The organism is Erythrobacter sp. 'gip.4 top 5', assembly GCF_056495765.1.
In genome coordinates this window covers 1,607,750-1,632,940 of the sequence record NZ_CP200270.1, presented here as the reverse complement: position 1 = coordinate 1,632,940, position 25,191 = coordinate 1,607,750, and the positions used below count along the sequence as shown (strand labels likewise).

27 protein-coding genes are annotated in these 25,191 nt (G+C 60.6%); 16 read left to right on the top strand and 11 right to left on the bottom strand.

The features are described 5' to 3' along the window. Positions 1-51: 51 nt before the first annotated feature. From ACRANW_RS07775 to ACRANW_RS07745, 7 genes are all read right to left on the bottom strand, one after another. Positions 52-1,287: a potassium/proton antiporter gene (locus ACRANW_RS07775; RefSeq protein WP_479431257.1), complete on the bottom strand. Its 1,236-nt coding sequence runs from the start codon at positions 1,285-1,287 to the stop codon at positions 52-54. Positions 1,288-1,418: 131 nt separating this feature from the next. Then, complete coding sequence (gene arsH / locus ACRANW_RS07770) at positions 1,419-2,168, bottom strand: arsenical resistance protein ArsH (protein WP_479431256.1); 750 nt, start codon at positions 2,166-2,168, stop codon at positions 1,419-1,421. A gap of 15 nt (positions 2,169-2,183) precedes the next feature. Next, the gene (locus tag ACRANW_RS07765) at positions 2,184-2,444 is read right to left on the bottom strand and encodes a YnfA family protein (RefSeq protein WP_479433891.1); all 261 of its coding nucleotides are present in this window, start codon (positions 2,442-2,444) and stop codon (positions 2,184-2,186) included. Positions 2,445-2,455: 11 nt separating this feature from the next. Continuing rightward, positions 2,456-3,520 (bottom strand): ACR3 family arsenite efflux transporter, encoded by a 1,065-nt coding sequence (gene arsB / locus ACRANW_RS07760; RefSeq protein WP_479431255.1) that lies wholly within the window; start codon positions 3,518-3,520, stop codon positions 2,456-2,458. Between the two features lie 3 nt (positions 3,521-3,523). Beyond that, positions 3,524-3,958 (bottom strand): arsenate reductase (glutaredoxin), encoded by a 435-nt coding sequence (gene arsC, locus ACRANW_RS07755; protein WP_479431254.1) that lies wholly within the window; start codon positions 3,956-3,958, stop codon positions 3,524-3,526. Positions 3,959-3,970: 12 nt separating this feature from the next. After that, the gene (locus tag ACRANW_RS07750; protein WP_479431253.1) at positions 3,971-4,351 is read right to left on the bottom strand and encodes an ArsR/SmtB family transcription factor; all 381 of its coding nucleotides are present in this window, start codon (positions 4,349-4,351) and stop codon (positions 3,971-3,973) included. Positions 4,352-4,456: 105 nt separating this feature from the next. Next, positions 4,457-5,491, bottom strand: a complete 1,035-nt coding sequence (locus ACRANW_RS07745) for a response regulator (protein WP_479431252.1) — start codon at positions 5,489-5,491, stop codon at positions 4,457-4,459. A 360-nt stretch (positions 5,492-5,851) separates the two neighbouring features. On the opposite strand from ACRANW_RS07745, the gene ACRANW_RS07740 reads away from it, so the two are divergent. From ACRANW_RS07740 to ACRANW_RS07685, 12 genes are all read left to right on the top strand, one after another. Next, entirely contained in the window at positions 5,852-7,369 is a 1,518-nt protein-coding gene (locus ACRANW_RS07740) for a methyl-accepting chemotaxis protein (RefSeq protein WP_479431251.1), read from the top strand. Between the two features lie 51 nt (positions 7,370-7,420). Further along, positions 7,421-7,678: an STAS domain-containing protein gene (locus ACRANW_RS07735; RefSeq protein ID WP_479431250.1), complete on the top strand. Its 258-nt coding sequence runs from the start codon at positions 7,421-7,423 to the stop codon at positions 7,676-7,678. Beyond that, on the top strand, positions 7,675-9,795 hold the full coding sequence (locus ACRANW_RS07730; RefSeq protein ID WP_479431249.1) for a chemotaxis protein CheA: 2,121 nt from the start codon (positions 7,675-7,677) through the stop codon (positions 9,793-9,795). The genes ACRANW_RS07735 and ACRANW_RS07730 overlap by 4 nt, the downstream gene beginning before the upstream one ends. A gap of 2 nt (positions 9,796-9,797) precedes the next feature. Then, complete coding sequence (locus ACRANW_RS07725) at positions 9,798-10,688, top strand: CheR family methyltransferase (RefSeq protein WP_479431248.1); 891 nt, start codon at positions 9,798-9,800, stop codon at positions 10,686-10,688. Next, entirely contained in the window at positions 10,685-11,749 is a 1,065-nt protein-coding gene (cheB, locus tag ACRANW_RS07720; RefSeq protein ID WP_479431247.1) for a chemotaxis-specific protein-glutamate methyltransferase CheB, read from the top strand. The genes ACRANW_RS07725 and cheB overlap by 4 nt, the downstream gene beginning before the upstream one ends. Beyond that, a complete protein-coding gene (locus ACRANW_RS07715) occupies positions 11,749-12,318 on the top strand; it encodes a chemotaxis protein CheD (protein ID WP_479431246.1) in 570 nt (189 codons plus the stop codon). The genes cheB and ACRANW_RS07715 overlap by 1 nt, the downstream gene beginning before the upstream one ends. Positions 12,319-12,336: 18 nt before the next feature. Next, the gene (locus ACRANW_RS07710) at positions 12,337-12,720 is read left to right on the top strand and encodes a response regulator (protein WP_479433890.1); all 384 of its coding nucleotides are present in this window, start codon (positions 12,337-12,339) and stop codon (positions 12,718-12,720) included. A gap of 38 nt (positions 12,721-12,758) precedes the next feature. Continuing rightward, complete coding sequence (locus tag ACRANW_RS07705) at positions 12,759-13,199, top strand: chemotaxis protein CheW (protein ID WP_479431245.1); 441 nt, start codon at positions 12,759-12,761, stop codon at positions 13,197-13,199. A 2-nt stretch (positions 13,200-13,201) separates the two neighbouring features. After that, the gene (locus ACRANW_RS07700) at positions 13,202-13,492 is read left to right on the top strand and encodes a hypothetical protein (protein WP_479431244.1); all 291 of its coding nucleotides are present in this window, start codon (positions 13,202-13,204) and stop codon (positions 13,490-13,492) included. Positions 13,493-13,499: 7 nt separating this feature from the next. Next, positions 13,500-13,793, top strand: a complete 294-nt coding sequence (locus tag ACRANW_RS07695; RefSeq protein WP_479431243.1) for a hypothetical protein — start codon at positions 13,500-13,502, stop codon at positions 13,791-13,793. Next, positions 13,790-15,322 carry a methyl-accepting chemotaxis protein gene (locus tag ACRANW_RS07690; protein WP_479431242.1) on the top strand — a complete coding sequence of 511 codons (1,533 nt, stop codon included), beginning with the start codon at positions 13,790-13,792 and terminating at the stop codon, positions 15,320-15,322. The genes ACRANW_RS07695 and ACRANW_RS07690 overlap by 4 nt, the downstream gene beginning before the upstream one ends. Positions 15,323-15,387: 65 nt before the next feature. Then, positions 15,388-16,839, top strand: a complete 1,452-nt coding sequence (locus ACRANW_RS07685) for a globin-coupled sensor protein (RefSeq protein WP_479431241.1) — start codon at positions 15,388-15,390, stop codon at positions 16,837-16,839. A gap of 7 nt (positions 16,840-16,846) precedes the next feature. Here ACRANW_RS07685 and ACRANW_RS07680 read toward each other — a convergent pair whose 3' ends face one another. Continuing rightward, positions 16,847-18,262, bottom strand: coding sequence for a M20/M25/M40 family metallo-hydrolase (locus ACRANW_RS07680; protein ID WP_479431240.1), 1,416 nt, complete (start codon positions 18,260-18,262; stop codon positions 16,847-16,849). 118 nt (positions 18,263-18,380) lie between these two features. Between ACRANW_RS07680 and ettA the strand changes: the two genes are divergently transcribed. Continuing rightward, complete coding sequence (gene ettA / locus ACRANW_RS07675; RefSeq protein WP_479431239.1) at positions 18,381-20,060, top strand: energy-dependent translational throttle protein EttA; 1,680 nt, start codon at positions 18,381-18,383, stop codon at positions 20,058-20,060. Between the two features lie 258 nt (positions 20,061-20,318). After that, positions 20,319-20,855 (top strand): GGDEF domain-containing protein, encoded by a 537-nt coding sequence (locus ACRANW_RS07670; protein WP_479431238.1) that lies wholly within the window; start codon positions 20,319-20,321, stop codon positions 20,853-20,855. 15 nt (positions 20,856-20,870) lie between these two features. Here the strand turns inward: ACRANW_RS07670 and ACRANW_RS07665 are convergent, their stop codons facing one another. Both ACRANW_RS07665 and ACRANW_RS07660 read right to left on the bottom strand, forming a co-directional pair. Further along, positions 20,871-21,455 (bottom strand): flavin-binding protein, encoded by a 585-nt coding sequence (locus ACRANW_RS07665; RefSeq protein ID WP_479431237.1) that lies wholly within the window; start codon positions 21,453-21,455, stop codon positions 20,871-20,873. A gap of 192 nt (positions 21,456-21,647) precedes the next feature. After that, a complete protein-coding gene (locus ACRANW_RS07660; protein WP_479431236.1) occupies positions 21,648-22,424 on the bottom strand; it encodes a hypothetical protein in 777 nt (258 codons plus the stop codon). A 111-nt stretch (positions 22,425-22,535) separates the two neighbouring features. Between ACRANW_RS07660 and ACRANW_RS07655 the strand changes: the two genes are divergently transcribed. Beyond that, a complete protein-coding gene (locus tag ACRANW_RS07655; RefSeq protein WP_479431235.1) occupies positions 22,536-22,775 on the top strand; it encodes an RcnB family protein in 240 nt (79 codons plus the stop codon). Between the two features lie 105 nt (positions 22,776-22,880). Next, a complete protein-coding gene (locus ACRANW_RS07650) occupies positions 22,881-23,543 on the top strand; it encodes a prolyl hydroxylase family protein (protein ID WP_479431234.1) in 663 nt (220 codons plus the stop codon). Between the two features lie 10 nt (positions 23,544-23,553). Here ACRANW_RS07650 and ACRANW_RS07645 read toward each other — a convergent pair whose 3' ends face one another. Then, positions 23,554-25,164 (bottom strand): lysine--tRNA ligase, encoded by a 1,611-nt coding sequence (locus ACRANW_RS07645; RefSeq protein WP_479431233.1) that lies wholly within the window; start codon positions 25,162-25,164, stop codon positions 23,554-23,556. Positions 25,165-25,191 lie beyond the last annotated feature (27 nt).

Below are 25,191 nucleotides of genomic sequence, written 5' to 3'. Positions count from 1 at the left end.
CGCATCACGCCTCCTTTGCTGCACGGCACGTTGCGCGGTAGCTTGCCGCAATCAGTTCGATTTCACTAGGCCCCTGCGATCGATTTCTCGCGCATCATGCTCGGCGATACGCAACACCTGCGCTGCCCACTTGATGGTCGGTCCTTGTAGCAGACTGGACAGCAGCACGACAAAAAACACGATATTGAAAATGGCAAATGCGCCCGGCACCCCGGCCACCATCGGGAAAGTGGCAAGCACGATCGGTACTGCCCCGCGCAGGCCGGCCCAGGAGACAAACAACTTTGCACGCCAGCCGAATTGACTGAAGGGCGCAAGGCATAAAAACACGCTAACCGGGCGGGCTACGAAAAGCAGAACCCCGGTCGTCACCAATCCAGGGATGATTACAGGCTCAAGCTCTGAAGGGGTTACCAGCAGGCCGAGGGTCAGGAACATCGTAACCTGTGCCAGCCACGCCATGCCGTCCTGAAAGCTGGAAATGGTTCGCTTTGCGGCATAGCTGCGATTGCCCGCAACCAATCCTGCAAGGTAACTTGCAAGAAAGCCGTTGCCTGACAAAAGATGCGCAGTGCCGAACGCGATCAGCGCCGCGGCGATTGAGATCACGAACGCCAGCCCGCCCTGGCGATACCCACCCCGCTTGAGGAGCAATGGCATTGCGAAGCCGATGGCGAGGCCAACCACAGCCCCCATCGCCATTTGCACCACAAACTCAGGGACAAGAGCCAAGGGTGATGCATCTTCGGTGGTGATGAACATCAACACCGCACCGACCAGAAAAATGGCCATGGGGTCATTGCAACCGGACTCGACTTCAATCAGAGCCGGCACATCACCGTGCAGATCCAGCCCGGTCGAACGCAAAATTGCAAAGACGGCGGCTGCATCGGTCGATGCAATGATCGCGCCCAGCAGCGCTGCCTCATAAACGCCCAGGCCCAACAGCCAAATCGCCGCGACAACCACGATACCCGCACTCACCAGAACGCCAACCGTTGCCAAGGCCAGGGCGGGCGCAGCGACACGGCGAACATCTCGCCACGAAGTATCCATACCGCCGGAAAACAGGATGAAGATCAACGACGCGGTTCCCACAGACTGGGCTGTCGAAAAATTGCTGAAGGCAATACCTCCAGGCCCTTCCACGCCTGCCAGCATCCCAAGGCCGAGAAAGCCGATCAAGGCCGGAAGCCCGAAACGGCTGGAGAGGGTTCCAGCCAAAACCGTGGTCAACAGCAGTATGCCAATCAGGAGCAGCGTCGCTTCGGTATCGAGAAACATCATCGACGCCCATTAGCATGGCAATTTAGCCAGTCAGTCCCTCCTAGGCGAAAACGTTTGAGGGCCTCCCAGTACTCTTGCCTGCCGTACGACATGTGTTCTTGTGCCAACGCGCCGCTCGACGGATTCGCAGCCTATAGCTTCACAAGCCCGGCAGCCTCCGTAGGCGTTTCTACCGGCTCGTCTCGCTCCTTGCGCTCGGAATAGCGATGAACCAATTGGGCGGCGTGCGGGCGCGTCAAAACGGTGAATCGTACCAACTCCTCCACCACATCGACGATCCGGTCGTAATAGCTTGATGGCAGCATACGCCCTGCTTCGTCGAACTCCTCGTAGGCCTTGGCGACCGAGGACTGGTTCGGGATCGTAACCATCCGCATCCATCGCCCCAGAATCCGCAGGGTGTTGACGGTGTTGAAACTTTGCGATCCGGCGCAGACCTGCATAACCGCCAGCGTGCGCCCCTGCGTGGGTCGCTGGCCTTTATAGGCTAGCGGCAGATGGTCGATCTGGGTCTTCATAAGCCCGGTGATGGTGCCGTGGCGTTCGGGACTGCACCAGACTTGGCCCTCCGACCACAGCGAATGCTCCCGCAATTCGTGCACAGCCGGGTGATCATCGCCCGCGACTGCGTCAGGCATCGGTAGCTCACGCGGATCAAAGATGCGGGTCTCGCATCCATAGAATTGCAGCAGCCGCGCGGCTTCCTCAACCACAAGGCGCGAGAAAGACCGTTCTCGCAGCGAACCATACAACAGCAAGATGCGCGGTGGCGGATCCATCGGACCCAAGCCAAGCGCAGGACGAGTATGCACGTATTCCGGCTTGAGCGCGGGCAGATGATCCGCATCAAACAGCGTGCGTATGTATTGAAACTGCGGCATTCTAGGATGGTTCCTTCACGTGGCTCGCGACGCGAACAGGATCACGGCTGCGCCAACCAGACTGGTCGCCGCGCCAAGCATGTCCCAACGATCCGGCGACTGGCGTTCTACCAGCCACAGCCACAACAGTGACGCCGCGATATAAACACCGCCATAGGCAGCATAGGCACGCCCGGCTGCGTCTGTCGGCGCGAAGGTCAGCAGCCACGCATAGAAGGCGTAGCAACCGGCAATCTCGAAAAAGGCAGCCGCACCGAAGATCGCCAGGCCCCCCATGGCTGGCACTGTCACATCGCTTCTCCAGCAAAGCGGTTGCGCGTGCGGTTGGCGAAAGCCACCAGAGACAGCATCACCGGCACCTCGACCAGCACGCCGACAACCGTCGCGAGGGCGGCACCACTCGACAACCCAAACAGGCCGATAGCAACCGCGACAGCCAGCTCGAAGAAGTTGGATGTGCCGATCATCGCGCAGGGTGCCGCGATATTGTGTGGCACCTTCCAGGCAAACGCCCAGGCATAGGCAATCGCGAAGATGCCGTAGGACTGAATAATGATCGGGATCGCAATCAGCACAATCAGCAGCGGATTGGAAATGATCGTGCCCGCCTGAAAGGCGAACAGCAAAACGACAGTCGCCAACAATCCAATAACCGACCACGGCTTCAGGCGCGCCGTGAAGGCATCGACTGCCGTGTCATCCCCGCCATGCGCCGCGATGACACGGCTTCGCGTCACAGCGCCCGCGATCAGAGGGATCACCACATAAAGCACCACCGATAGCAGCAGGGTTTCCCACGGCACGATGATGTCGGTGACACCCAGCAGCAGCGCCACAATCGGCGCAAAGGCGATGATCATAACCAGATCGTTCACCGACACCTGCACCAGCGTATAGGCCGGGTCGCCTTTGGTCATCTGTGACCAGACGAACACCATCGCCGTGCAGGGCGCCGCGCCCAGCAGAATCAACCCTGCGATATATTGCTGCGCATCGCTGCGGGGCATGATCCCCACGTAAAGATAATCGAAGAATAACACCGCAATTGCCGCCATCGTGAATGGTTTGACCAGCCAATTGATCACCAGCGTGATCACAAGGCCTTTGGGTTTGCGGCGTCTGTCACGAATGCTGCCGAAATCGACACCGACCATCATCGGGAAGATCATCGCCCAAATCAGCACGGCCACCACCAGATTGACCGAAGCCACCTGCAGAGAGGCAAGCATGCCGATGGCACCGGGCACGAGATTGCCAAGCACGATGCCTGCCGCAATCGCCAGTGCGACCCAAAGCGATAGCCAGCGTTCAAACAGCCCCAGCGGCGATGCGGCCTGCGTCTCTTGCGTCATGGTTCAGCTTTCCAACGCAATGCGACTGCCAGTCGCATCAACGATCTGTTCGCCGTCTTCCTTCGCAAATGCGCCGCGCTGTTCGGCCGGGATCAGATCGAGCACCTCCTCGGACGGGCGGCACAGCTTCACGCCGAGTGGCGATACCACCAGCGGGCGGTTGATCAGAATGGGGTGCGCGATCATGGCATCAATCAGATCGGCATCCATTAAATCGGGGTTATCCAGCCCAAGATCGGCAAAGGGCGTGCCCTTTTCGCGGAGCAAGGCGCGCGGGGACATAGTTGCGCGGTCAATCAGACTTTCCAGCAGGGCACGTGATGGCGGGGTTTTGAGATATTCGACGACATGCGGTTCGATCCCTGCATTGCGGATCATCGCCAGCGCATTGCGCGATGTACCGCATTCAGGGTTATGGTAGATCACGATATCGGTCATGCGCTTGGCCCTTTATTTGGCGACATGTTTGCTCGCGATTTGAGATTGCCGGGGGGCGCACTCAAGGCTGGCGAGAAGATCACCGCACATTTCCGGCGCCCCCTGGCAGCAATCCTGCATCAGGAACGTCAGCAGGCGGCGCATACCCGGAAAATCGGCGCGGTAATGGATCAAGCGGCTTTCCCGCTCGGACTGAACCAGGCCAGCGCGTTCGAGGGTAGCCAGATGATGCGACATGGTGGACGGCGGCACACCCTGACGCTCGGCGATGGCGCCTGCTATCATGCCGTCATGGCCGGCCACGACCAGCATTCGAAACACACCCAGCCGCGTTTCATGCGCAAGTGCTCCCAGCGCATCGACGGCCCAGATTTGTGTAGTGGCCTCACCCATTTCGCTACCTTTCGACAATTATCGAAATAGCGGCAGCGTGGTCTCAGTCAATCGACAATCTCAAAGGTTTCGAAACAGCCGCAAACAACGTCCTTTTCAAATCCGCTAAATGGTGACGGCGTTTGTCTGTTCGAGAACCCATTCGGGAATGGCCTCCTGCCGAAGATCGGCGAGTGCGAAGCCTTGTGCGCGCACAGCGTCATAGCGGTCGCGCGGCGCGTAGTCGGCGGGGCGCTGAACAAACACCTTGCCCTGCGTCTCGGCCAGGATCGCAAGGCCTCGCACGCCATCGGTGCCAATGCCGGTAAGCAGGCCGCCCAGCGCCGGCAGACCACTGCGCGCAAGGCTGCCCAGCAGTAAGTCTGCAGAAGGCCGGTACCCATTGATTGGATCGCGATCCACCAGTCGCAGGCGCGGCGGATCTCCCGCTTCTACCACCACATGGCGGGTCGAATCATGGGCTAGCCACACCTTACCGATTTCCAACGAGACGCCGTCCACCGCGTCGCCTAACTGGCAGGCAAGCGAATGACGCATGGCACGCACCGCGTTTTCCACCACAGCGGGCTCGGCATCGAGCAGGACGATGGTGGGCGGACAGGCAGCATCATAAGCGGCCAGCACCTGACGCGCCCCTTCAATGCCGGCGGCTCCACAAGCTAACACCACGATTCGCCCGTCGCTGCGATAGCGCGCCCCGCCCTCGCCTTCGCCAGCGTCCACACCGCTGGCCGCCAATTCGCCCGCCGCCGCCCTGATCACAATATCGCCCAGCTGCCGCACGGTCGCGTCAAACTCTTCGCGTGAGGTGTGCAAAGGTTTTGGAAAGCAATGCACCGCGCCCAGCTCGAGTGCTCGGCGCGCTGTGCCAGTTCCGGCCTGGGTAATGCTGGAGAGCATGATCACCGGCATTGGCCGGGTTTCCATCACCTCTTCGAGAAACTCCATTCCGCTTTTTCCCGGCATTTCGACATCCAGGGTCAGCACATCGGGCTTGAGCTTTTCGAGTTGCTCGCGCGCGTCATCGGCGTTCTTTGCCGTTCCGCACACGGTCACACCTTTGGCATTGTCAAGAATGTCGCAAAACAACGCCCGCATCGCGGCGGAATCGTCGACCACCAGTACTCTCACGTTGGCCATGATGCGCTGAGCCTTTCATTATTGATCGGGATGGGGCCTTGGAAAGCCCGGCACGCCTGCCCACGCGCGCTCTGCCGCTGTTGTAGAGTGTGAGGCGCAAACAAATTCGCGCCTGCAGATTAAGGGCTTGCGCATAGGCGCGTGGCCGATTGGTGCGGTGCGTCATTCATGCTTTGCGATCGTAAGCGACGGCGACCCCTGCTGGTTTCCAGATCAGTGAAGTTCATACCGGTTCCGACCGGATACCTCGCATGAGCGGCCTGAACGCCTGGGTAAGGGCTTGCTCCTAGTCCTTCGGCAAACAGCCTTTCAGAACCCGCCGCTACTACGCTCAACCAGACCGCTTTCGAGGATTGCGCCATGATCACTTGGTTCCAGAAAAACGCTCCGATCCGCCAGAAGTTTACCGTACTGATTGCTGTAACAGGCATCACGGGCCTTGCGAATCTAATCGGAACCTCTCTGTTGCTGTTCGGGCTAATCAGTCCAACCTTGATGATTGGGGTTTCCCTTGTTGATCTGCTGATAACAACTGCGCTGATGGTGAAGGCCAAGGAACTGATTTGCGCGCCTTACGTCAACACCGTGGTGCGAATGGAGCGGCTTGCCGCGGGCGATATGACATCGCCGATCAAACACACCGATCATTTCGATTGCTTGGGGCGAATGACCAAGGCGATGGACACTTTCCGCGCCAATGCGCTGCGGGTGCAGGAAGCCGAGTCCGATCAATCGACCAAGGTGGTGGAGACACTCAGCGCCGCGCTTGACCGGTTAGCTGAGGGCGATCTCACGCATCGCATTACGCTCATGCCCGCAGGCGAGCATGAGCGTTTGCAGCAGGCTTTCAACGCGTCTGTCGCACGGCTTGAAAGCATGATCGGCGCTGTGCGGGCGACCGCCACCGGCGTACGCACAAGTTCCGACGAGATTCGCGCGGCTAGCGAAGACCTGGCCTTGCGTAACGAACAGCAAGCGGCCAGCCTTGAAGAAGCGGCCGCCTCGGTGGGCCAGACCACAAATCTCACGCGCCGATCTGCCGAAAGTGCTATTTCTGCCCGCACCGCGATTGCGCAAACGCACCAGCGCGCCACCGAAGGCGGGGCCGTCGTAGGCAAAGCCGTCGCTGCAATGGGCGCGATTGCGCAATCGGCGCGGGAAATCACCCAGATCATCGATGTAATCGACGGGATCGCCTTTCAGACCAACCTGCTCGCTCTGAACGCAGGCGTCGAAGCGGCGCGCGCGGGCGAGGCCGGTAAGGGCTTCGCCGTAGTTGCCAACGAAGTCCGCGCCCTCGCCCAACGATCGGCCGACGCCGCCCACGACATTAAAACACTTATCGACAAATCCACCGCTCACGTCGGCGACGGCGTTAATCTGGTGGGCGAAACCGGCACGCTACTGGCTGAAATCGTCGCGCAGGTCGGTGCCGTAACGGAGCAGGTCAACGAAATCGCCGAGACGACGGCCACGCAGACCAGTAACCTTGAACAGGTCAATATCACCGTCGGCACGATTGATCGGATGACTCAGCAGAACGCTGCAATGGTCGAGCAATCAACTGCTGCCACCCGTAGCCTTTCAACTGAAGCACAGCGGCTCGGCGAGATGGTTACGCAATTCCGGGTCAGCGGTGCCGAGCAGCCGGCAACATCACCTGCTTTTGTCGCGCCGCGGGTGCTCCAGAACATCGCCCCGAACACGGTCATAAATACGGCCCCGAGCAAACCGGCAAGCAAGCCAGCGCGTGAGCGCAAAACCGCGCTTCCCCAGCCTGCCTCACCTCCGCCAATGATCGGTAATCTTGCGCGGAAAACCGCACCGGTTCCGCTTCCAGCTTCGCTCACTGATGAAGACGACTGGAGCGAATTCTGATTCCCTGCCGCCGTCGCTGCTCGCCCGCCCATTCGCAAGAGGTCTGCCTCAATGATCACGCTACCCCCTAACTGCGACCGCAGCGCAGCTATCGCAATGTATCCCGAATTTGCCGAATCGTTGGGACCAACGCCCCTGTCGGTTGATGCGAAGCGTGTCGAACGGATCGGTCAGGCCATGTTGCAACTGATCGTCTCGGCCGCACGCAGCGAAGGCGGGATCGCCATCTACGAACCCAGCCCTGCCTTCATCGCTGCCCTTGCGTTGGCCGGGCTCAATCATGTCGTTATGGAAGGCGTAGTTGCATGACCGAAGACGATATCAAGCAGATCTTCTTCGTCGAGTGCGAAGAATCGCTCGAAGCTGCAGAGAGCGGCCTTGCGGCCTGCCGTGAAGCCACCCACGATGCCGAAACGATCAACGCGATCTTCCGCGCGGTGCATTCGATCAAAGGCGGCGCGGGCGCATTCGGACACACGGCGCTGGCCGCCTACACCCACGGTTTTGAGAACCTCCTGGGCGAGATCCGCGAAGGCAAGGTGCCACTCGAGCCGGAACTGGTCGATCTCTTGCTGCTGGCGCTGGATTGCCTGCGCGATCATGTCGAGGCAGCGCGTGGCGAAGGTAGCTCCCCTGACGATGCAGACCTGTTGGCGAAGCTCGAAGCCGCGCGAGCGGGCGGCAACGGCGGTGCGACCGCCGAGCACGTGCATGCGTGTGCGCCCCTGGAGAAAACACCCCTTGATGATCTCGATGCGCTGCTCAACGAATTCGCCGTTCCCGCCCCTGACATCGCACATACGCCTGCATCTGAAAGCTGGCTGGTCCATATTCGGCCCTATGCCGACGCAATGACAAAGGGCACCGAGCCCTTGTTATGGCTGCGTGAGCTTACCGATCTCGGCGGCACCTGTGAGGTGTGCGATATCGCAGCGATCCCCACGATTGAGCGCATGGCCGTGGCGCAAGGTTATCTGGGCTGGACCTTCCGAATGCCCGGCCATGTCTCACGCGAGGCGGTAGCCGAGATCTTCGACTTTGTTGGAGAAGATGTCGGCATTGCTTACGGCCCCGATGGCGTCATGCCGCCGGCGCGGATCGCAGCCCCCTTTACCGCCCTTGGTGCGGCCGAAGCACCAGCTGACCCTGTCAAAGTCAAACCTGAGCCTATCATCGGTGCGTCCCCGCACCCTGCCGCCCCTGTTGCGGCTGCTGGTGCCTCGGCGGCGGCTCCCTCGAGTCAGTCGGTACGGATTGATCTGAGAAAGCTCGATATGCTGATCGATGGCGTGGGCGAGTTGGTGATCGCGCAAGCCATGCTGGCTCAGCGGCTTACCAACGAAAACCTCGCTCATGTGGAGGAGCTGGCGCTGATAGACGGTCTGGTTCGCGACATTCAGGAACACGCAATGGCGTTCCGCGCCCAGCCGATCAGCTCTGTGTTCGGGCGCGTGCCGCGGCTGTTACGCGAACTGGGCACCAGCACCGGAAAGCATGTAAAGCTGGCAGTCGCCGGTGAGATGACTGAGCTAGACAAGACCGTGATCGAACGCCTGTCCGAACCGATGACGCACCTCATTCGCAATGCAGTGGATCACGGGATCGAGCCTCCGGAAGAACGCCGCGCTGCAGGTAAAGACCCCGAAGGCACGCTGTCACTAACGGCCGAACAAAAAGCCGGGCGCATAATTATCCGCATTGCCGATGACGGGCGCGGGATTGATCGTGACCGCGTACTGGCCAAAGCCATCGCTAACGGCCTTGTCGGTCCAGATGCGCAGCTTTCCGATGAAGAAATCAACCTCCTGATCTTCGCCCCCGGATTTTCTACTGCGGCGCAGGTTTCCAAAATATCGGGCCGCGGCGTCGGCATGGATGTGGTCAAGCAGAACGTGAAGGAACTCGGCGGGCGTATCACCATCGTAAGCACACCAGGAAAAGGCACGACCTTTGCGCTGGCCCTGCCGCTCACACTCGCGATTTCTGACGGGATGATTGTGCAGGTTGGCGATCAATCGCTGGTAATCCCACTGACTCACGTGATCGAAAGCCTCAGGCCCACCTCGACCGATGTGAAAGGGATGGGAACATCCGCGCAAGTGCTTAACACCCGGGGCAATTTCGTGCCGATCATCTCGCTTGGCCAGCTGACCGGCGCGCATGAACCGGTAAGCAATCCATGCGAAGGCGTGCTGGTGCTGGTGGAAACCGAAGGCCACGGCCGCGCCGCGCTGTTGGTGGATGCAAACACCGATCAGCGCCAATTTGTCATCAAGGCGCTCGATACGCATTACCGCCAGATCGATAGTGTGGCGGGCGCGACGATCCTAGGTAATGGCAAGGTCGCTCTAATCGTCGATGTCGATTTCATCGCCAGTACGGCCGCGCGAGCTTCTGGGTTTGCGGCGCTGGCTGCAGCTGCCTGATCATGCGCGCACCGTCTTCTGACATTACCACCGAAAACATGGTGCCCGGCGTCAGCCCTGTGATCTACAACGAGGCCGACTTTCGTCGTATCGCCGCACTGATCTATTCCGAAACCGGCATCGTGCTCGATGAACGCAAGCGAATGCTGGCCTATTCACGCCTTGCCCCTTTGGTGCGACGCAGCGGGCTGACCACCTTCGGCGCCTTTCTCGACACACTGGAATATGATGCCGAGGCGCTGACAGAGGTGAGGACCGCGCTTACTACCAATCACACCTACTTCCACCGCGAGCCGCATCATTTCGATCATTTTGAGTCCGTCCTGCGGGCTGATCTGGTGGCCCGTGCGCTGGCGGGTGATGCGGTGCGCATCTGGTCGGCAGGCTGTTCAAGCGGAGAGGAAATCTGGACGCTGTTGATGGTGCTGCTGGGTACTGATCGCGATGCGGGTCTGAGGATCGCCCGCAGCAAGATGCTAGCACTGGCCAGCGACATTTCCGTCACGGCGCTGGCAGGCGGACGAGCGGCGACCTATCCGGTAAGCGCGCTTGACGCGCTGCCAGAATCCTTGCGTCGGCTATGGTGCATGCCGGTGAACGATAGCGGCGAGCAGCGCCTCGTTATCGATCCTGCGCTCCAAGCTATGGTGCGGTTTCGCACGCTTAACCTGCTGGGCGATTGGCCGATGCGCAGCGCCTTTGACGTCATCTTCTGCCGCAATGTGATGATCTATTTCGATGGTCCTACCAAAGACCGATTGGTGGAGCGGTTCGCGCGGCATCTCGTCCCAGGTGGCTATCTTTACATCGGCCACTCCGAACGGGTCAGTGGGCCTGCCACCGCCCTGCTCGAGCCGGTTGGCCCGACCATCTACCGCAGGAGAGTGGCGTGAGCATACGCGTGCTAATCGTCGATGATTCCGCGTTGATGCGCGCTTTGCTTCAGCACCGGCTGGAGCGCGAAGGCGATATCACAGTCATCGGCACCGCCGCCCATGCGGCTGAGGCACGGCAACTGATGAAGGCGCTCGATCCCGACGTCGTGACGCTCGATATCGAGATGCCAGGAATGGACGGCCTCTCCTTTCTCGAAAAGATCATGCAGCTTCGCCCGACGCCGGTGATCCTCGTTTCCGGCGCAACCGAGGCCGGTGCAACCGCAACTGCGCGCGGATTGCAACTGGGGGCAGTCGGCTGCATTGCCAAATCCCAGCTCAGCATGGCCCCAGGTGCCAGCGATGACGACGCCTTGATCGAGTTGGTGCGCGAGGCGGCCAGGGTCCGCCCAGGCCGCACCCAACCCCGCCCTGCCCCGCGTTCGCGGGCGTATGGGACTGCCTCAGCCTTCATCTCATCGGCACTGCCCGAGGTAATCGTCATCGGCGCCTCGACCGGCGGCGTGGAGGCGCTCCACACGGTGCTTGGCCAGTTTCCGCGAGATTGCCCACCGACATTGATCGTCCAGCACATCAACGGCTGTTTTGCGGGCGCCATCGCGCAATCTTTCGATCGTGCCGTACGCCCGCAGGTAAGGCTGGCGGAGAGCGACATGCCATTGGAGCAAGGAACTGTGGTGTTTGCACCAAGTAACGACCGCCATCTTCAGGTCGCCGGAGGCGGGGCGCTCGGCTTGAGATGCGTTCTGCGCGAGGGTGATCCCGTCAGCGGCCACCGCCCCAGCGTGGATCGGCTGTTTGCCTCGCTTGCCACGACGCTCGGCGCGGAGCGAGGCAGCCGGGCGACTTGCATTCTGCTGACAGGTATGGGGCAAGACGGGGCACAAGGTATGATGCAGCTTGCCAGCATTGGGGCGCGCACCATTGCGCAGGATCAGGCCAGCTGCGTCGTTTTCGGGATGCCGCGCGCTGCCATCGAACTGGGTGCCGCCCGCGAAGTACTTGCGCTCGACCGGATCGGCGACGCAATCTTTGCGCCCGCCAAGGTGGCCCTATAATGACCGCTCTGCCCTCGCGCGGATTAGGCTTCGGCGCTCCACCCGAAATGGTGCGCATGACCATTGTTCAAGGCGAGGCCAAAGCCAGCGCCGATCCGCGCGTGGAAATGAGCACCATCTTGGGAAGCTGCGTTGCCACCTGCCTGTTCGATCCGGTTGCGCGCGTGGGCGGCATGAACCATTTTCTTCTTGCCGAACCCCCGGCGCACGTGCGCAGCGAGGCTTTCGACAGCGATTATGGCCTGTTCCTGATGGAATTGCTGATCAACGAGATGCTCGGTCTTGGCGCGCGCAAGAACCGGATGCGGGCCCGACTATACGGAGGGGCCAATCTCAACCCCGATCTCAGCCCAATCGGCACCGCCAATGCCGCCTTTGCGCGTCAATTCCTTGATCGCGAAGCCCTTCCTTGCGTGTTCGCGGATCTCGAAGGGACGCAGGCACGCCGCATCCAGTTTCGTCCCGTCAGCGGGCAGGTCCGTGCCCGGCTGGTCCCATCCGAAACTGCCCCTACGCAAAAACCTCTGGGGCGACCGCAATCGGCGCTTGGGACAGTCGAGCTATTCTAGACTCAAATGGAGCACATCATGGAAGCCTGCAATTTCGCCACCATCCGTGTCCTCACGGTCGACGACAGCGCCAGCATGCGCGCCTTGCTACGCGGCGCACTGACTTCGCGCGGGTTCGCGGTCGAGCAATGCGAGGACGGTCAGGAAGCGCTCGAATGGCTCGCATCGAACGAAGTCGACGTGATCATTACCGATATCAACATGCCGCGGCTCGATGGTTTCGGCTTGATCGAGAAGCTGCGCACCAGCGCGCTTCATGCCGAACGACCCATCCTCGTGCTGACCACAGAAAGCTCTGACGAAAAAAAACAACGCGCCCGCAGCGCCGGAGCGACCGGCTGGATCGTCAAGCCCTTCGACGCTGACAAGCTGACCGCCGCGTTACGCCGCGTGATCCACTGACCCGACCCGCCAAGCCCTGAAGCAACGGAACCCGTCCCATGCGCCACGAACTCATCACTTTCGGCATCGCTAGCCAACGCTTCGGCATCGACATCATGACCGTACGTGAAATCCGCGCCTGGTCGCCCGTCACCCGCCTGCCGCGCGTGCCGGATTATGTTGCGGGCGTCGTCAATCTGCGCGGCGCGGTGCTGCCTGTCATCGATCTGGCCGCGCGGCTCGGCTGGACGCCAACCGACGCGACCCCGCGCAACCCGATCATCGTGATCGAGCACGAAGGCCAGATGCGCGGGCTGATCGTGCACGACGTGGCCGACATTGTCTCGATCGAAGCAGGTACGCTCCAGCAGCCTGATGCGATGGGCCACGAAAGCATCACCCATTTCCTCGTAGGCATCGCACCTTTGGGTGAGGACATGGTAATGGTGCTGGATTTGGCGCGCCTGATGGCGGACGAGCCGATCGAACTGGCGGCCTGAGTATGGATTATCCCGCTCCGCGATCCAGCGCATTTCATTCGACCGTACTGCTCGCAGGTATCGCCAAGCAATTGGCGAACCTTGCTGAAGAGGCAGAGGATTTCGGTTTCGTCCTATGCAGCGATGCCGAGGTTGCAGGGCGGTATCTTGTGCAGTTGCAGCAGATCGACAGACTGGCGCAATCCTTGCGCGAAATCGCGGCGGTGCTGTCTGCCAGCAATCCGGACGCTGCCGTGTCGGCGATTCGTCTCGGGGAATTGCGCGAAGCCTTGGAGAACGGCGATGCTGGGTGATCGGGCTATGATCGGTCTGCATAGCGGGGCCACAGCGCTCGCACTGGTCGCGGCGCTTGCGTGGCCGCGCACAGGCGAAGCAGCCGTGATGGTGCCTCTTCGCAGCCATGATCTTAGCGCTGCGCTGCACTGGGCCGACCGCGAAGGCGCCCGGCTCGTCACCATCGATACAGTCAGCGGACGAGTCGTTGCCCGCGCACCTTCGCACCGCAGCCTCATCAACGCGCTGAACGCCGGGCTGGTCCCCATAGCTGTGGGTTCAAGTGGCTGCCAGCCGAACCGTAGAAAGGTGATGCCGTGATATCTGACGAAATCCAGATTCTGCGCGATAAAGGGATGCGCTTGCTTGCAGCGTTTGCGGGCGCGCTTGGCGTGATCCTGGTCACATGGGGCGCAGCAACGGGCGAACCTCTGATCGCGGTCAGCGCGGTCCTGCTGGTGGCGGCGCCTATTGGATTTGCGCTTCAGCGCCGGTCCGACCATACGGCGCGCATGATAATCGCGGTCACTTTCCCGTTGTTGGCGGGACTGTTGCTCGCGATGGCACGATCAGCCGACTGGTTGATTGATGTGCACATGCTGTTCTTCGCGTTTCTCGCGGTGCTGGCGATCATGGCCGATTGGCGTGTGATCCTGGCCGGCACTGCAACCACAGCCTTGCATCACGTGCTGCTTAATTTCATCGCTCCGGCTTATGTTTTTCCTGACGGTTCGGATTTGTGGCGGGTCATCTTCCACGCGGTGATCGTGCTGGTAGAAGCAAGCGTGTTGATAATCTTGTGCGTTAGGTTCGAAACGCTGATCCAACGCCTAAAGGAATCGTCCAAGGCTCAGGCCGTGCTCGATGCCGAACGCCATGCCGAGCGTGAAGCCGTCGCGGCCGAACAGCAGGCGGTGCTGACCGCCCTTTCAAACCGTCTGCGCGCTCTTGCATCGGGCGATGTGGCAAGCCAGCTGCACGCGCCCTTTCCTGGCGAATACGAAGCGGCGCGTACGATGCTCAATCACTCCTGCTCCGAGCTCGATCAACTAGTCGGTGCCGTGGCGCAAACCGCGATCCGCGTTGCAAATGGTGCGCATGAGCTGCGCGAGGCGTCGACTCATCTCGCTAGCAAGACCGAAGAACAATCGGCCGCGATCGAAAGCGTCGCACGCACCGCCGGCACCATGGTGCGCGCTATCGAAACCGACGCAAACCTGTGGGCCGCCACACGCAGCACCGCCATCGAAGCCAAGGCCGATGCTGACCGCGGCGCCGCCGATATCGCTGGCGCAGCCGAAGCGATGACCCGGATCGAGGCATCTTCGGCCAAGATCGGGGAAATGATATCCTTTATCAATGACATCGCCTTCCAGACCAACCTACTTGCTCTTAATGCGGGTGTTGAAGCTGCCCGCGCAGGCGAAGCCGGCAAAGGGTTTGCGGTGGTCGCGGGCGAGGTGCGGGAACTGGCCCAGCGTTCGGAGCAATCGGCCAACGCGATCAAGCAGCTGGTGGCCAATTCAAAAGATGAAGTGGCTTTGGGCGTTGCCCGTGTGCAGCACCTCGTCAACCTGCTCGAGTCGTTGGTCGCTCGGTTTTCCGACATTGCCGGGCAAGTGGATCGCATCACATCGGGATCGCAAGGGACGCTTGATGCTGTCCGCCAGATTGATGCCGCGATGACTCTGCTCGATCAGGCAATGCAGCAGAATGCGGCAATGGCCGAACAGACCAGCGCTGCCGCTGTCGAACTTCTGCGCAGCGCCAGCGATCTTGACGGTCAGGTCGCTCCCTTCCGTCACGATGACTCCCGTACCTTTGTTCCGTCAGTACGCCGCGCCGCTTAAGAATTCCGGCGTTACATCAATCGATTGAAATCCCTGCTCATCCCCCTTTGCTCAAGAGCATCATCATGTCTGCCAACCCGTTAAAGGAGCGTCTGGATTACTACGGTCTGGACCATATTCCCCAGGACACACTGACCGGCGTCAGCCGGGCACTCGGGCGTCAGCTCGATCCTGCGCTCGATGCGTTTTACAAGGTCATTGCCCAGCGGCGGGAGCTTTCGTCCCATTTTGAAAGTCCGCAGCAGATGGCACGGGCCAAGGCCATGCAGGCCGAGCACTGGACTGCGGTATTCCGGGACGGGGTGGATGATCGCTTTTATCAGCGCGCCACGCGGATAGGAAACGTTCACGCCCGGATCGGTCTGGAACCGAAATGGTATGTGGGCGCCTATGGATTGGTGCTCGAAGAGTTGATTGCAGCAATTATTGCGCCGGGCTGGCAGCGTTGGTTGCCGTGGCGGAGGTCCAAAGCGCGGCAGGTTACGACGCTGGTCAAGATCGCGCTGCTCGACATAGACTTGGCGCTATCGGGCTATTTCCAGAATTCCGAAGAACGCGTGCGCGCCATTGTCAGCGACAAAATGGGGACGGCGCTCAAGCAGGTGTCGGCCGGCGATTTAACTACCCGGATCAATGGTTTTCCAGCAGAATACCAGCAGGTCGAAACCGATTTCAATGCGGCCTTCTCGATCCTCTGCCAGACGCTCGGCAATCTGATGGCCGGGATGGAATCAATGAGCAGCGGTGCAACCGAAATCCGCTCTGCCGCAGATGACCTGTCGCGCCGGACCGAGGAGCAGGCCGCCAATCTGGAGGAAACCGCCAGCGCCATCACCGCAATCAATACCAGCGTGCAGGATAGCGCCGCAACCAGCGCGAGTGCACGCAAGACCATTACCGAAACTACCACGCGCGCAAATGACGGAGCGCAGATCGTGTCCGAAGCGGTCGGTGCGATGCAGCAGATCGAAAGCTCCTCGCAGGAAATCACATCGATTATTGCTGTAATTGAATCGATCTCGTTCCAGACCAACCTGCTCGCGCTCAACGCTGGGGTGGAAGCAGCGCGGGCTGGTGAGGCGGGTAAAGGCTTCGCTGTGGTCGCCAACGAAGTCCGCGCACTCGCGCAGCGCTGCGCCGATGCGGCGGAAGAGGTAAAGGCGCTGATCTCTGCCAGCTCAGTTCAGGTCAGCCGCGGGGTGGACCTTGTGGGACGCAGTGGCGAAGCATTCGCAGCGATCACGCGCGATGTCACCGCGCTATCGGGCGCAATCCAGACGATTGCGACGTCAGCCGCAGCGCAGGCAGAGAACCTGTCACAGATCAATGCGGTCGTGGGCGAGCTTGACCGCTCGACGCAGCAGAACGCAGCTATGGCCGAACAGTGCACCGCCGCTGCCACGTCACTCACTCGCGAAGCGAGCCTGCTCAACGATGCCTTAGCGAGCTTTTCGGTCCATGAGGGCACGAGGTCAGTCGGCTCTCCGATGGATCTGCGCTTTGGGCAGGCCGCCTAACGCGCGCCTATTGGCTCTGCATGATCGGCGGCGCCGAAGGGATCGGGCCGCCGGTCAGTATCGATGTGCTTTCGCCCGCAAGGATGCCGACCACCTGCGTCCAGACGGCGACGTTCTGGCGCAGCTGGGCAATGTCGATCTTGTCGAGCGTGTCGTCAGGCGTGTGGTGCAGGTCGAAATACCGGGTACCGTCCTGCTGCAGATCGACCAGCGCGCCTTTCTGATCACGCACGACATTGAGATCCGCGCCGCCGCCTGCGACATCGGTGCCGCTCGACACACCGAAGCGGGCAATCGCTGCAGCAATGCGTTTGTGCAAAGCGGGGTTGGTCTCTCGGAAGTTCGAATCGAAGCGCCAGATTCTGTCCGCACCGAAATCGCTTTCAAGACCGACGGCGATCGGCTCGTCGATATGGGCCTCGCTGTAGGCCTTGCTGCCCCACAGTCCGGTTTCCTCAGCGCCCGCCATCAATACGCGGATCGTGCGCAGCGGTTGACCAGCCTTAGCCGCGTTCAGCGACGCTGCAGCGATGATCGCGCAGCCCGCGCCATCATCGAAAGCGCCGGGCGAATTCCACCAACTATCAATATGGCAGGCGAGCAACACTGGCGGGAGCATCGGATTGCTTCCAACAATCTCACCCACCACGTTGCCGCTGCGCATCTGGCCGATCTGGCGCGGGTTCATCTCTAGCCTCAACGTGATCGGCCGTCCGTCTGCGCGAGCGAACATACGTTCGAGATTCTCGGCATCGGGCAGGCTTAACGCACCGGCCGGGATCGGCGTGACGCCGGCAGGAAAGCTGGTGCCACCTGTGTGCGGGTTGCGATGGTGATCGGTGCCGACCGACTTGATGACCGTTCCGATTGCTCCCTTGCTCGCCGCGATGCCTGCGCCGACCCAGCGTGCGGGGCCTGCAAATCCGTAATGCGAACCGTCCTGCGCGGGCCGCATCTGGTGGCTAATATATACGATCTTGCCCTTGAGACTGCCCGCGGGCGCTGCACGCAAGTCATCAACCGTGCGGAAAAGCACGACCTCAGCCTCGATCCCGCCTTTCGGGGTTGCGGCAGAATTGCCCAGCGGCAGCACCGTCAGATCCTGCGCAAACGGGGCAGTCACGCGCGCGCGCGCGACGTCGCCCGGAACCCACGTGTCCATCATAAAGGCTTCGTCTGCGACATTGGCAAAGCCGTGTTCCTGCAACCACGCCATCGCCCAGGCGCGCCCGCGTTCCTCAGCCTCGGTTCCCGCCTGACGTGGGCCGACTTCAGTCGTAATTCCCTCGACAAAGTCCCAAGCGAGTGTGTCATTATGCAGTGCCGCGTCTGCCTGGGCTTCGAGCGATGAAGTCTGGGCCGATGCGGCGGTTGAAAGAAGAGCGAGCGAAAGCGCGGCAAGCGCGGGTCTGATGCGGTTCATGCACGCGGTGCTATCCCTGCCATGCGCGCAAGTCTAGCCGCTTGCCCTGAAGTCTTACCTTCCCTATCTGCGCACCCAACTTCCAGACCCATACTCCGATCCCAAAAGGACTGATCCGATGGCCGCGCAATATGCCTATGTCATGAAGGACATGACCAAGACCTTCCCCGGCGCCCAGAAGCCGGTGCTCAGCAACATATCCTTGCAATTCTATCAGGGCGCCAAGATCGGGATCGTCGGTCCCAACGGCGCAGGCAAATCGACCCTGATCAAGATCATGGCCGGGATCGACAAGGATTACACCGGGGAAGCCTGGCCGGGCGAGAACATCACCGTTGGCTATCTGGAACAGGAGCCGGAGCTCGACACCAGCAAGACCGTGCTCGAAAACGTCAAGGACGGCGCACGCGAAGTCGCCGATCTTGTCGATCGCTTCAACGCGATCTCAGCAGAAATGGGCGAGCCCACTGACGACACCGATTTCGACGCGCTGATGGAGGAAATGGGCGACCTTCAGGCCAAGATCGACGCGGTCGATGGTTGGACGCTCGACAACCAGCTTGAAGTTGCGATGGAGGCCCTGCGCTGCCCGCCCGGCGACATGGGCGTGCAGAGCCTGTCAGGCGGGGAAAAGCGCCGCGTCGCGCTGACCCGGCTGCTGATCCAGAAACCTTCGATCCTGCTGCTGGACGAACCGACCAACCACCTTGATGCAGAATCCGTGCAGTGGCTGGAAAACCACCTTAAGGAATATGCCGGCGCGGTGCTGATGATCACCCACGATCGTTACTTCCTTGATAACGTCGTGGAATGGATCCTCGAACTCGATCGCGGGTCGTATTATCCGTACGAGGGCAACTATTCGACCTATCTGGAAAAGAAGGCCAAGCGGCTTGAACAGGAAAGCCGCGAGGAGTCCGGCAAGCAAAAGGCTCTGCAACGCGAGCTTGAGTGGATCAGACAGACGCCCGCCGCCCGACAGACCAAGTCCAAGGCCCGCGTCCGCAAATTCGAAGAATTGCAGAACGCACAAGATAATCGCGCTCTCGGAAAGGCGCAGATCGTCATTCAGGTGCCCGAGCGGCTGGGCAGCAAGGTTATCGAAGCCAAGGGCCTGACCAAATCTTACGGCGACAAGCTGCTGTTTGAAAACCTCAGTTTCATGCTTCCCCCGGGCGGGATCGTCGGCATCATCGGCCCTAACGGCGCGGGCAAATCCACGCTGTTCAAGATTATCACCGGTAAGGAAGTGCCCGACAGCGGCACGATCGAGATCGGCAGCACGGTGCACCTCGGTTATGTCGACCAGAGCCGCGATCACCTGAACCCAGCCAACAATGTGTGGCAGGAAATCAGCGACGGGCACGATTACATGACGGTCAACAAGCAAGAAACCTCGACACGCGCATATGTGGGCGCGTTCAACTTCAAAGGCGCAGATCAGCAGAAGAACGTCGGCAAGCTTTCGGGCGGGGAACGTAACCGAGTCCACATGGCCAAGATGCTCAAGCAGGGCGGCAATGTACTGCTGCTTGACGAGCCGACCAACGATCTCGACGTGGAAACGCTCGCCGCGCTTGAAGACGCGATCGAAAACTTTGCAGGCTGCGCTGTGGTCATCAGCCACGATCGCTTCTTCCTCGATCGGCTCGCTACCCACATTCTTGCCTTTGAGGGCAACAGCCATGTCGAATGGTTCGAAGGCAACTTCGAAGCTTATGAAGAGGACAAGCGCCGCCGGTTGGGCGACGCGGCAGACCGTCCGACCCGCTTGGCCTACAAGAAGCTGACGCGCTGACGATGCAGCGATTTCGGCATATTTCGAGCATGAAATCGAAAGGTGGGCGTCGACTTTTACGATCCCTTAAGTAGAATTACGTCAATCTTCCTGAAGATAAAGTGGTCGCACAGGGAATCACGGGGCGTGATAATGGGGATTGAGATACCGCTCGAATGGGCGGTGCTATTAAGCGCGGCTTGTGTTGCTGTGGGGATGTGGGTCGGTCAAAGTCGCGCAAGACGTACGCTTGGCTCGCAGCACGTCCCGAAGCGCAAGGTGGCGCAGCCCACGGCCCGCGAAGACGCAATTGACATTGCCACCCGCCGCGATGCTCGGCGCCAAGGGTCTTATGCGGTGCTGCATGGCCAAATCGATCAGCTTTCCGGACGAAATCCGGGATGGAGTGCCGACACCCGCGATCAGGTGCGTGAGCATGTCGCCGCTGTGATGCGCGCTGGCCTGCGTCGCGGCGACAGGGTTGTACTGGGCACATGCGATGGTGGGAACGATGGATTTACGATCCTGATCCCCGGCGCGGATGAACGCGCGGCTGTACGCATTGCTAACCGGCTTCGGACGATCCTTACCCGTTTTAGGATGCCGCAATTGGGCGACGATGGGCGCCTGACAGCCAGCTTCGGCGTTGCTGCGGATCGCTTTGGAGAAACCGGGGCAGGTCTTGAGTTTCGCGCGCAGGCAGCGCTTGGAGCGGCGGTGGAAAAGGGACTCGATCATGTCGTCCCGGCCAGCGAGATTGAAGATGTGCTGTTCTTGCCCGCCCCTGCGCTGCCCGCTGCTGCCACGGCTGCGTGAAAGCAGTACTTGCGCTTAGGGGGAAACCCAGCGCCCAACCCATTCTCCTGGTGCCTCCCGCGCAAACTGCGCGCGCACATGACCAGTGTGCGCCAAATAGAGCCAGTCGAACGCCGTCAAGGTGATCCGCAGCAACGCGAAATTGTCACGGGCCGGCACGAGTTGCGAGTCATCGGGTTCGGCGCCCTCAAATTCGGGGGGCAAGCCTGACGTGGGTGCGTCCGATCCTGTCCCCGGCCCTTCCCCCAGATAGCAGCGCCGCGCGAAATTGGTGCCGGCAGACCATGCGGTATCGACCTGTTCGCCGGCCGTAAGGATCGCACCCGTACCGCGCGCGCGGATCTGTATCTTGGATCCTTTGTCGTAAAACAGCACAGCGATGCGCGGATCGGCGGACACTACCTGCGCCTTGGGCGCACGCGCATCGGTATGGAGCCGCAGCGCCCAATTCTGACTGTCGAAGGCGCGCAGCACCATCACACGCGCATCGACATCGCTGGTCACGATCACCGGCGTATGCATCGGCGACTTTCGATCGCGGGGCGCGCGGATCAGACGGTTGCGGCAATCGGTCAGGACATCATCAAGCGTTTCGAACATGCTCCAAGCCATTGGCAACAATGCTCTAGGCGTCAAGCATCCGTATGCCTGTTCATATTTTACGCAATTTTTATGAATGTCGATGGGTTGGTTCATGCCTGCGACAGTCTGCCCGGCCTAACCAATCTCCTATCAACAAGCAGCTTGTGGTGGGCTGGCGTTTTGGAGGCAGTTACAATGATGACCTTCTTTTCAAGAGGCGGATCGCTGGCGGCTTTGGCCGTTGCGCTTACGCTCTCCCTGCCCGCCGCACCTGCTGCCGCGCAGGATTATCAAAGCGGTCGTAGTGAAGCCCGTTCGCAGGCCACGATGGAGCGTCAGCAGACGCGGACCCAAAACCGCGGTGGTCAAGCGCGTCAGCGGGTCGAACGGACCGCATCTCCGCGTGCGCAACGTGTGAACGCACCGCGCCCTGACCGGGCCATCGCCGTCCGCGCGCAAGCCGCCAACCGCCCTGATCGCCGCAACGATATCCGCGCTGAAAGGATCGATCGGCGCAGCGAAGTTCGCGCCAATCAGGTAGACAGGCGCAGCGAACGCCGCGCAGACGTCATTGACAGGCGGAGCGAACAGCGCGCCAACCGCGTTGAGCAACGCGGCGATTTCCGCGCAGGCCAGCTTGAGCAACGTGGGCGTGATGCCGCCGCTGTTCGGGTGGACCGTCGCACTGAGGCGCGTGCGAACCAGATTGAGAACCGCGGCGATCGCCGCGCGAATCAGATTGAAAATCGTGGTGACCGCCGTGCCAATCAGATTGAGAACCGCGGTGACCGCCGGGCTGACCGGGTGAGTGGTCGCACCGAAAATTGGCGTAATGGCCGGGATGTCCGGAATGACAATCGCGGCGGGGTCTTCACCAATCAGGTTGGCGAAATCAGACGCGATCTGCGTCGCGCAGGAGTGCGCGATGACTTCCGCGGCCAGGCGATCCGAAACAATCGTAATTGGCGCCAGAATGATTGGCGTCACGGTTGGAATGGCCGGCCGGGCTGGGACAATCGCGATTTCCGCCGGTGGAATAACGGCTGGCGCAATGACAGGCGCTATGGTTGGACAGACTTGCGGCGCACCAACCAGTTCTTGTTTCGTCCCGGTCCCTATTATGCCCCGTTCCGCTCGCATCGGTACAGCCGTCTGCAATCAGGCTTCTTTCTCGACAGCCTGTTCTTCCAACCGCGCTTCTTCCTGAACGATCCGTTCCAGTACCGCCTGCCCCCGGTTTATGGACCGTATCAGTGGGTTAGGTATTATGACGATGTCGTGCTGGTGGATATTTATACCGGCGAAGTGGTTGACGTGATCCACGATTTTTTCTGGTAGGTCTTCGCCAGAAACATCGAGCCCCGTCGGAGCAATCCGGCGGGGCTTTTTCGTCTGTGTGGTCGCAGCTTGGCCCTCGATCGGCGGATTGCTACAAAACCCCGGATGATCGCGGACATTCCTGATATGCAGGCGCTTGCGCAGTTTGGCGCGCACGTACGCAAGCGCCTGGCGGGCAATGCCGCAGTCTACCGGGTGCCTTCCGACGCGGTCGAGCTCTTCGCGATCGGTGACTTTCTTAGCGGTGATGAATGCGTCCGGCTTTGCGCCATGATCGATGAGGTTGCGCGGCCGTCCGCCTTGCACGAAGTTGATTATGAAAGCGGATTTCGCACATCCTATTCAGGCGACCTTGATCCACATGATGCGTTTGTGGCGGGTATCTCTGGCCGCGTTGACGATGTGCTGGGCGTGGAACCGGCATTCGGAGAAGCGGTGCAGGGCCAGCGCTACCACCCGGGCCAGCAATTCAAGCCGCATAATGACTGGTTCTACACTTCGGAAGGCTACTGGCCGCAGGAAGAAGCGCGCGGTGGACAGCGCAGCTGGACCGCAATGGCCTATCTCAACACTGTCGAAGCGGGCGGCATGACAAATTTCACGGCGCTCGGCATTCAGATTGAGCCCAAGCCTGGCGTTCTCTTGCTATGGAATAACGCCCTGCCTGATGGCCGCCCGAACGAGGCGACCCTTCACGCAGGGATGCCGGTGGAGCAGGGCGCGAAATACGTCATTACCAAGTGGTATCGCACCCGGCAGTGGAGGTAAGGCTGCCGGCTCAAGCCTTGGCCAGCGCCTCGGCAATCAACGTGCGGGTTGGTGTAATACCATACAGCGCGATGAAACTGCCCATCCGCGGGCCTTGTTCACTCCCGAGCAAAGTTTCGTAAAGCGCTTTGAACCAATCGCGCAGCGATACAAAACCGAACGCTTCGACCTTACCGATCTCGTAAACGAGTGTCTGCAAATCTTCTGCGCTAGTGCCGGGGTCAGCGTCGGCCAGCAGTTTATCAAGCGCCTGTAACGCCGCAACCTCATTCTCTAAAGGAGCGCGCTTCATCAACGTCGGTGCAACGAAATCGCGGTTATACGCCAGCGCCTTGCCCACCAGTGCATCAAGCGCCGGATGCGCGGTGGGATCGGCGCCTTCGATATAATTGCCAAGATAGGACCATACCGCATCGCGCGTCGCGCCTGCGCCCAACACGCCCACCAGATTAAGCAGCAGACTGAAAGGCACAGGCAATCTATCGCCCGCGCCCGGAGCCTCGGCGCCGTCATGGCGCTCATTGGTGCGCAGCAGGTGCCACACCGGGTTGCCGAGCTGCTTGTCGATCGCCTGCTCCGGCAAAGCGGCGCGGAACTGCCAGTAATCGTCCACCGCCTTGGGGATTACGCCGGCATGCAGCTGCTTGGCGCTGCGCGGGTTGGCGAAGATGTAATAGCCAAGACTTTCCTCGCTGCCATATTGCAGCCAGTCTTCGATCGATAGGCCATTGCCCTTGGACTTGGAGATCTTTTCGCCCTTCCCGTCGAGGAACAGCTCGTAAATCAGACCTTCGGGCTTCGCGCCGCCCAGGACGCGGGCAATCTTGCCCGACTGGATGCCGGAATCGGTCAAGTCCTTTCCGTACATTTCGTAATCGACGCCCAGCGCGACCCAGCGCATCGCCCAGTCAACCTTCCACTGGCACTTTGCCATGCCGCCCAGGGCTGATTGTTCGACTGTGCTGCCATCTTCATCGGTGAAGCGGATAATGCCGGAAGCGGCATCCACCACCTCAATCGGCACCTGAAGCACCGCGCCGGACGTGAGCGAAATCGGCATGACGGGCGAATAGGTCTTGCGCCGTTCCTCGCCCAGCGTCGGCAGCATGATGTCGAGAATCGCCTGAAAGTTTCCAAGGACACCCTTCAGCGCCGCATCGAAGGTGCCGCCGCTGTAGCATTCAGAGGAGCTGACGAATTCATATTCAAAACCGAAGCGATCCAGAAAATCGCGCAGCATCGCGTTGTTGTGTGCAGCAAAGCTATCGAACTTTTCGAACGGATCGGGGATACGCGACAGCGGCTTGCCAATGTGCTGGGCGAGCATTTCACGGTTCGGCACATTGTCAGGCACCTTGCGCAGGCCATCCATATCGTCGGAAAACGCCACCAGCCGCGTCGGCGCGCCGCCGGTCAGGGTTTCATAAGCGCGGCGAACAAGCGTGGTGCGCAGCACTTCCTGAAACGTGCCGATATGCGGCAGGCCAGAGGGACCATAGCCGGTTTCAAACAACACGCCGCCCGGCTTGCCTTCGGGCAGGCGCTTGGCAAGGCGCTGCGCCTCCTGAAAGGGCCAGGCCTTGGAGGTTTGTGCTGCGGTGATGAGGGCGTCGGTCATCATGGTCATGGTCCCTGCGCTATTAGGGAT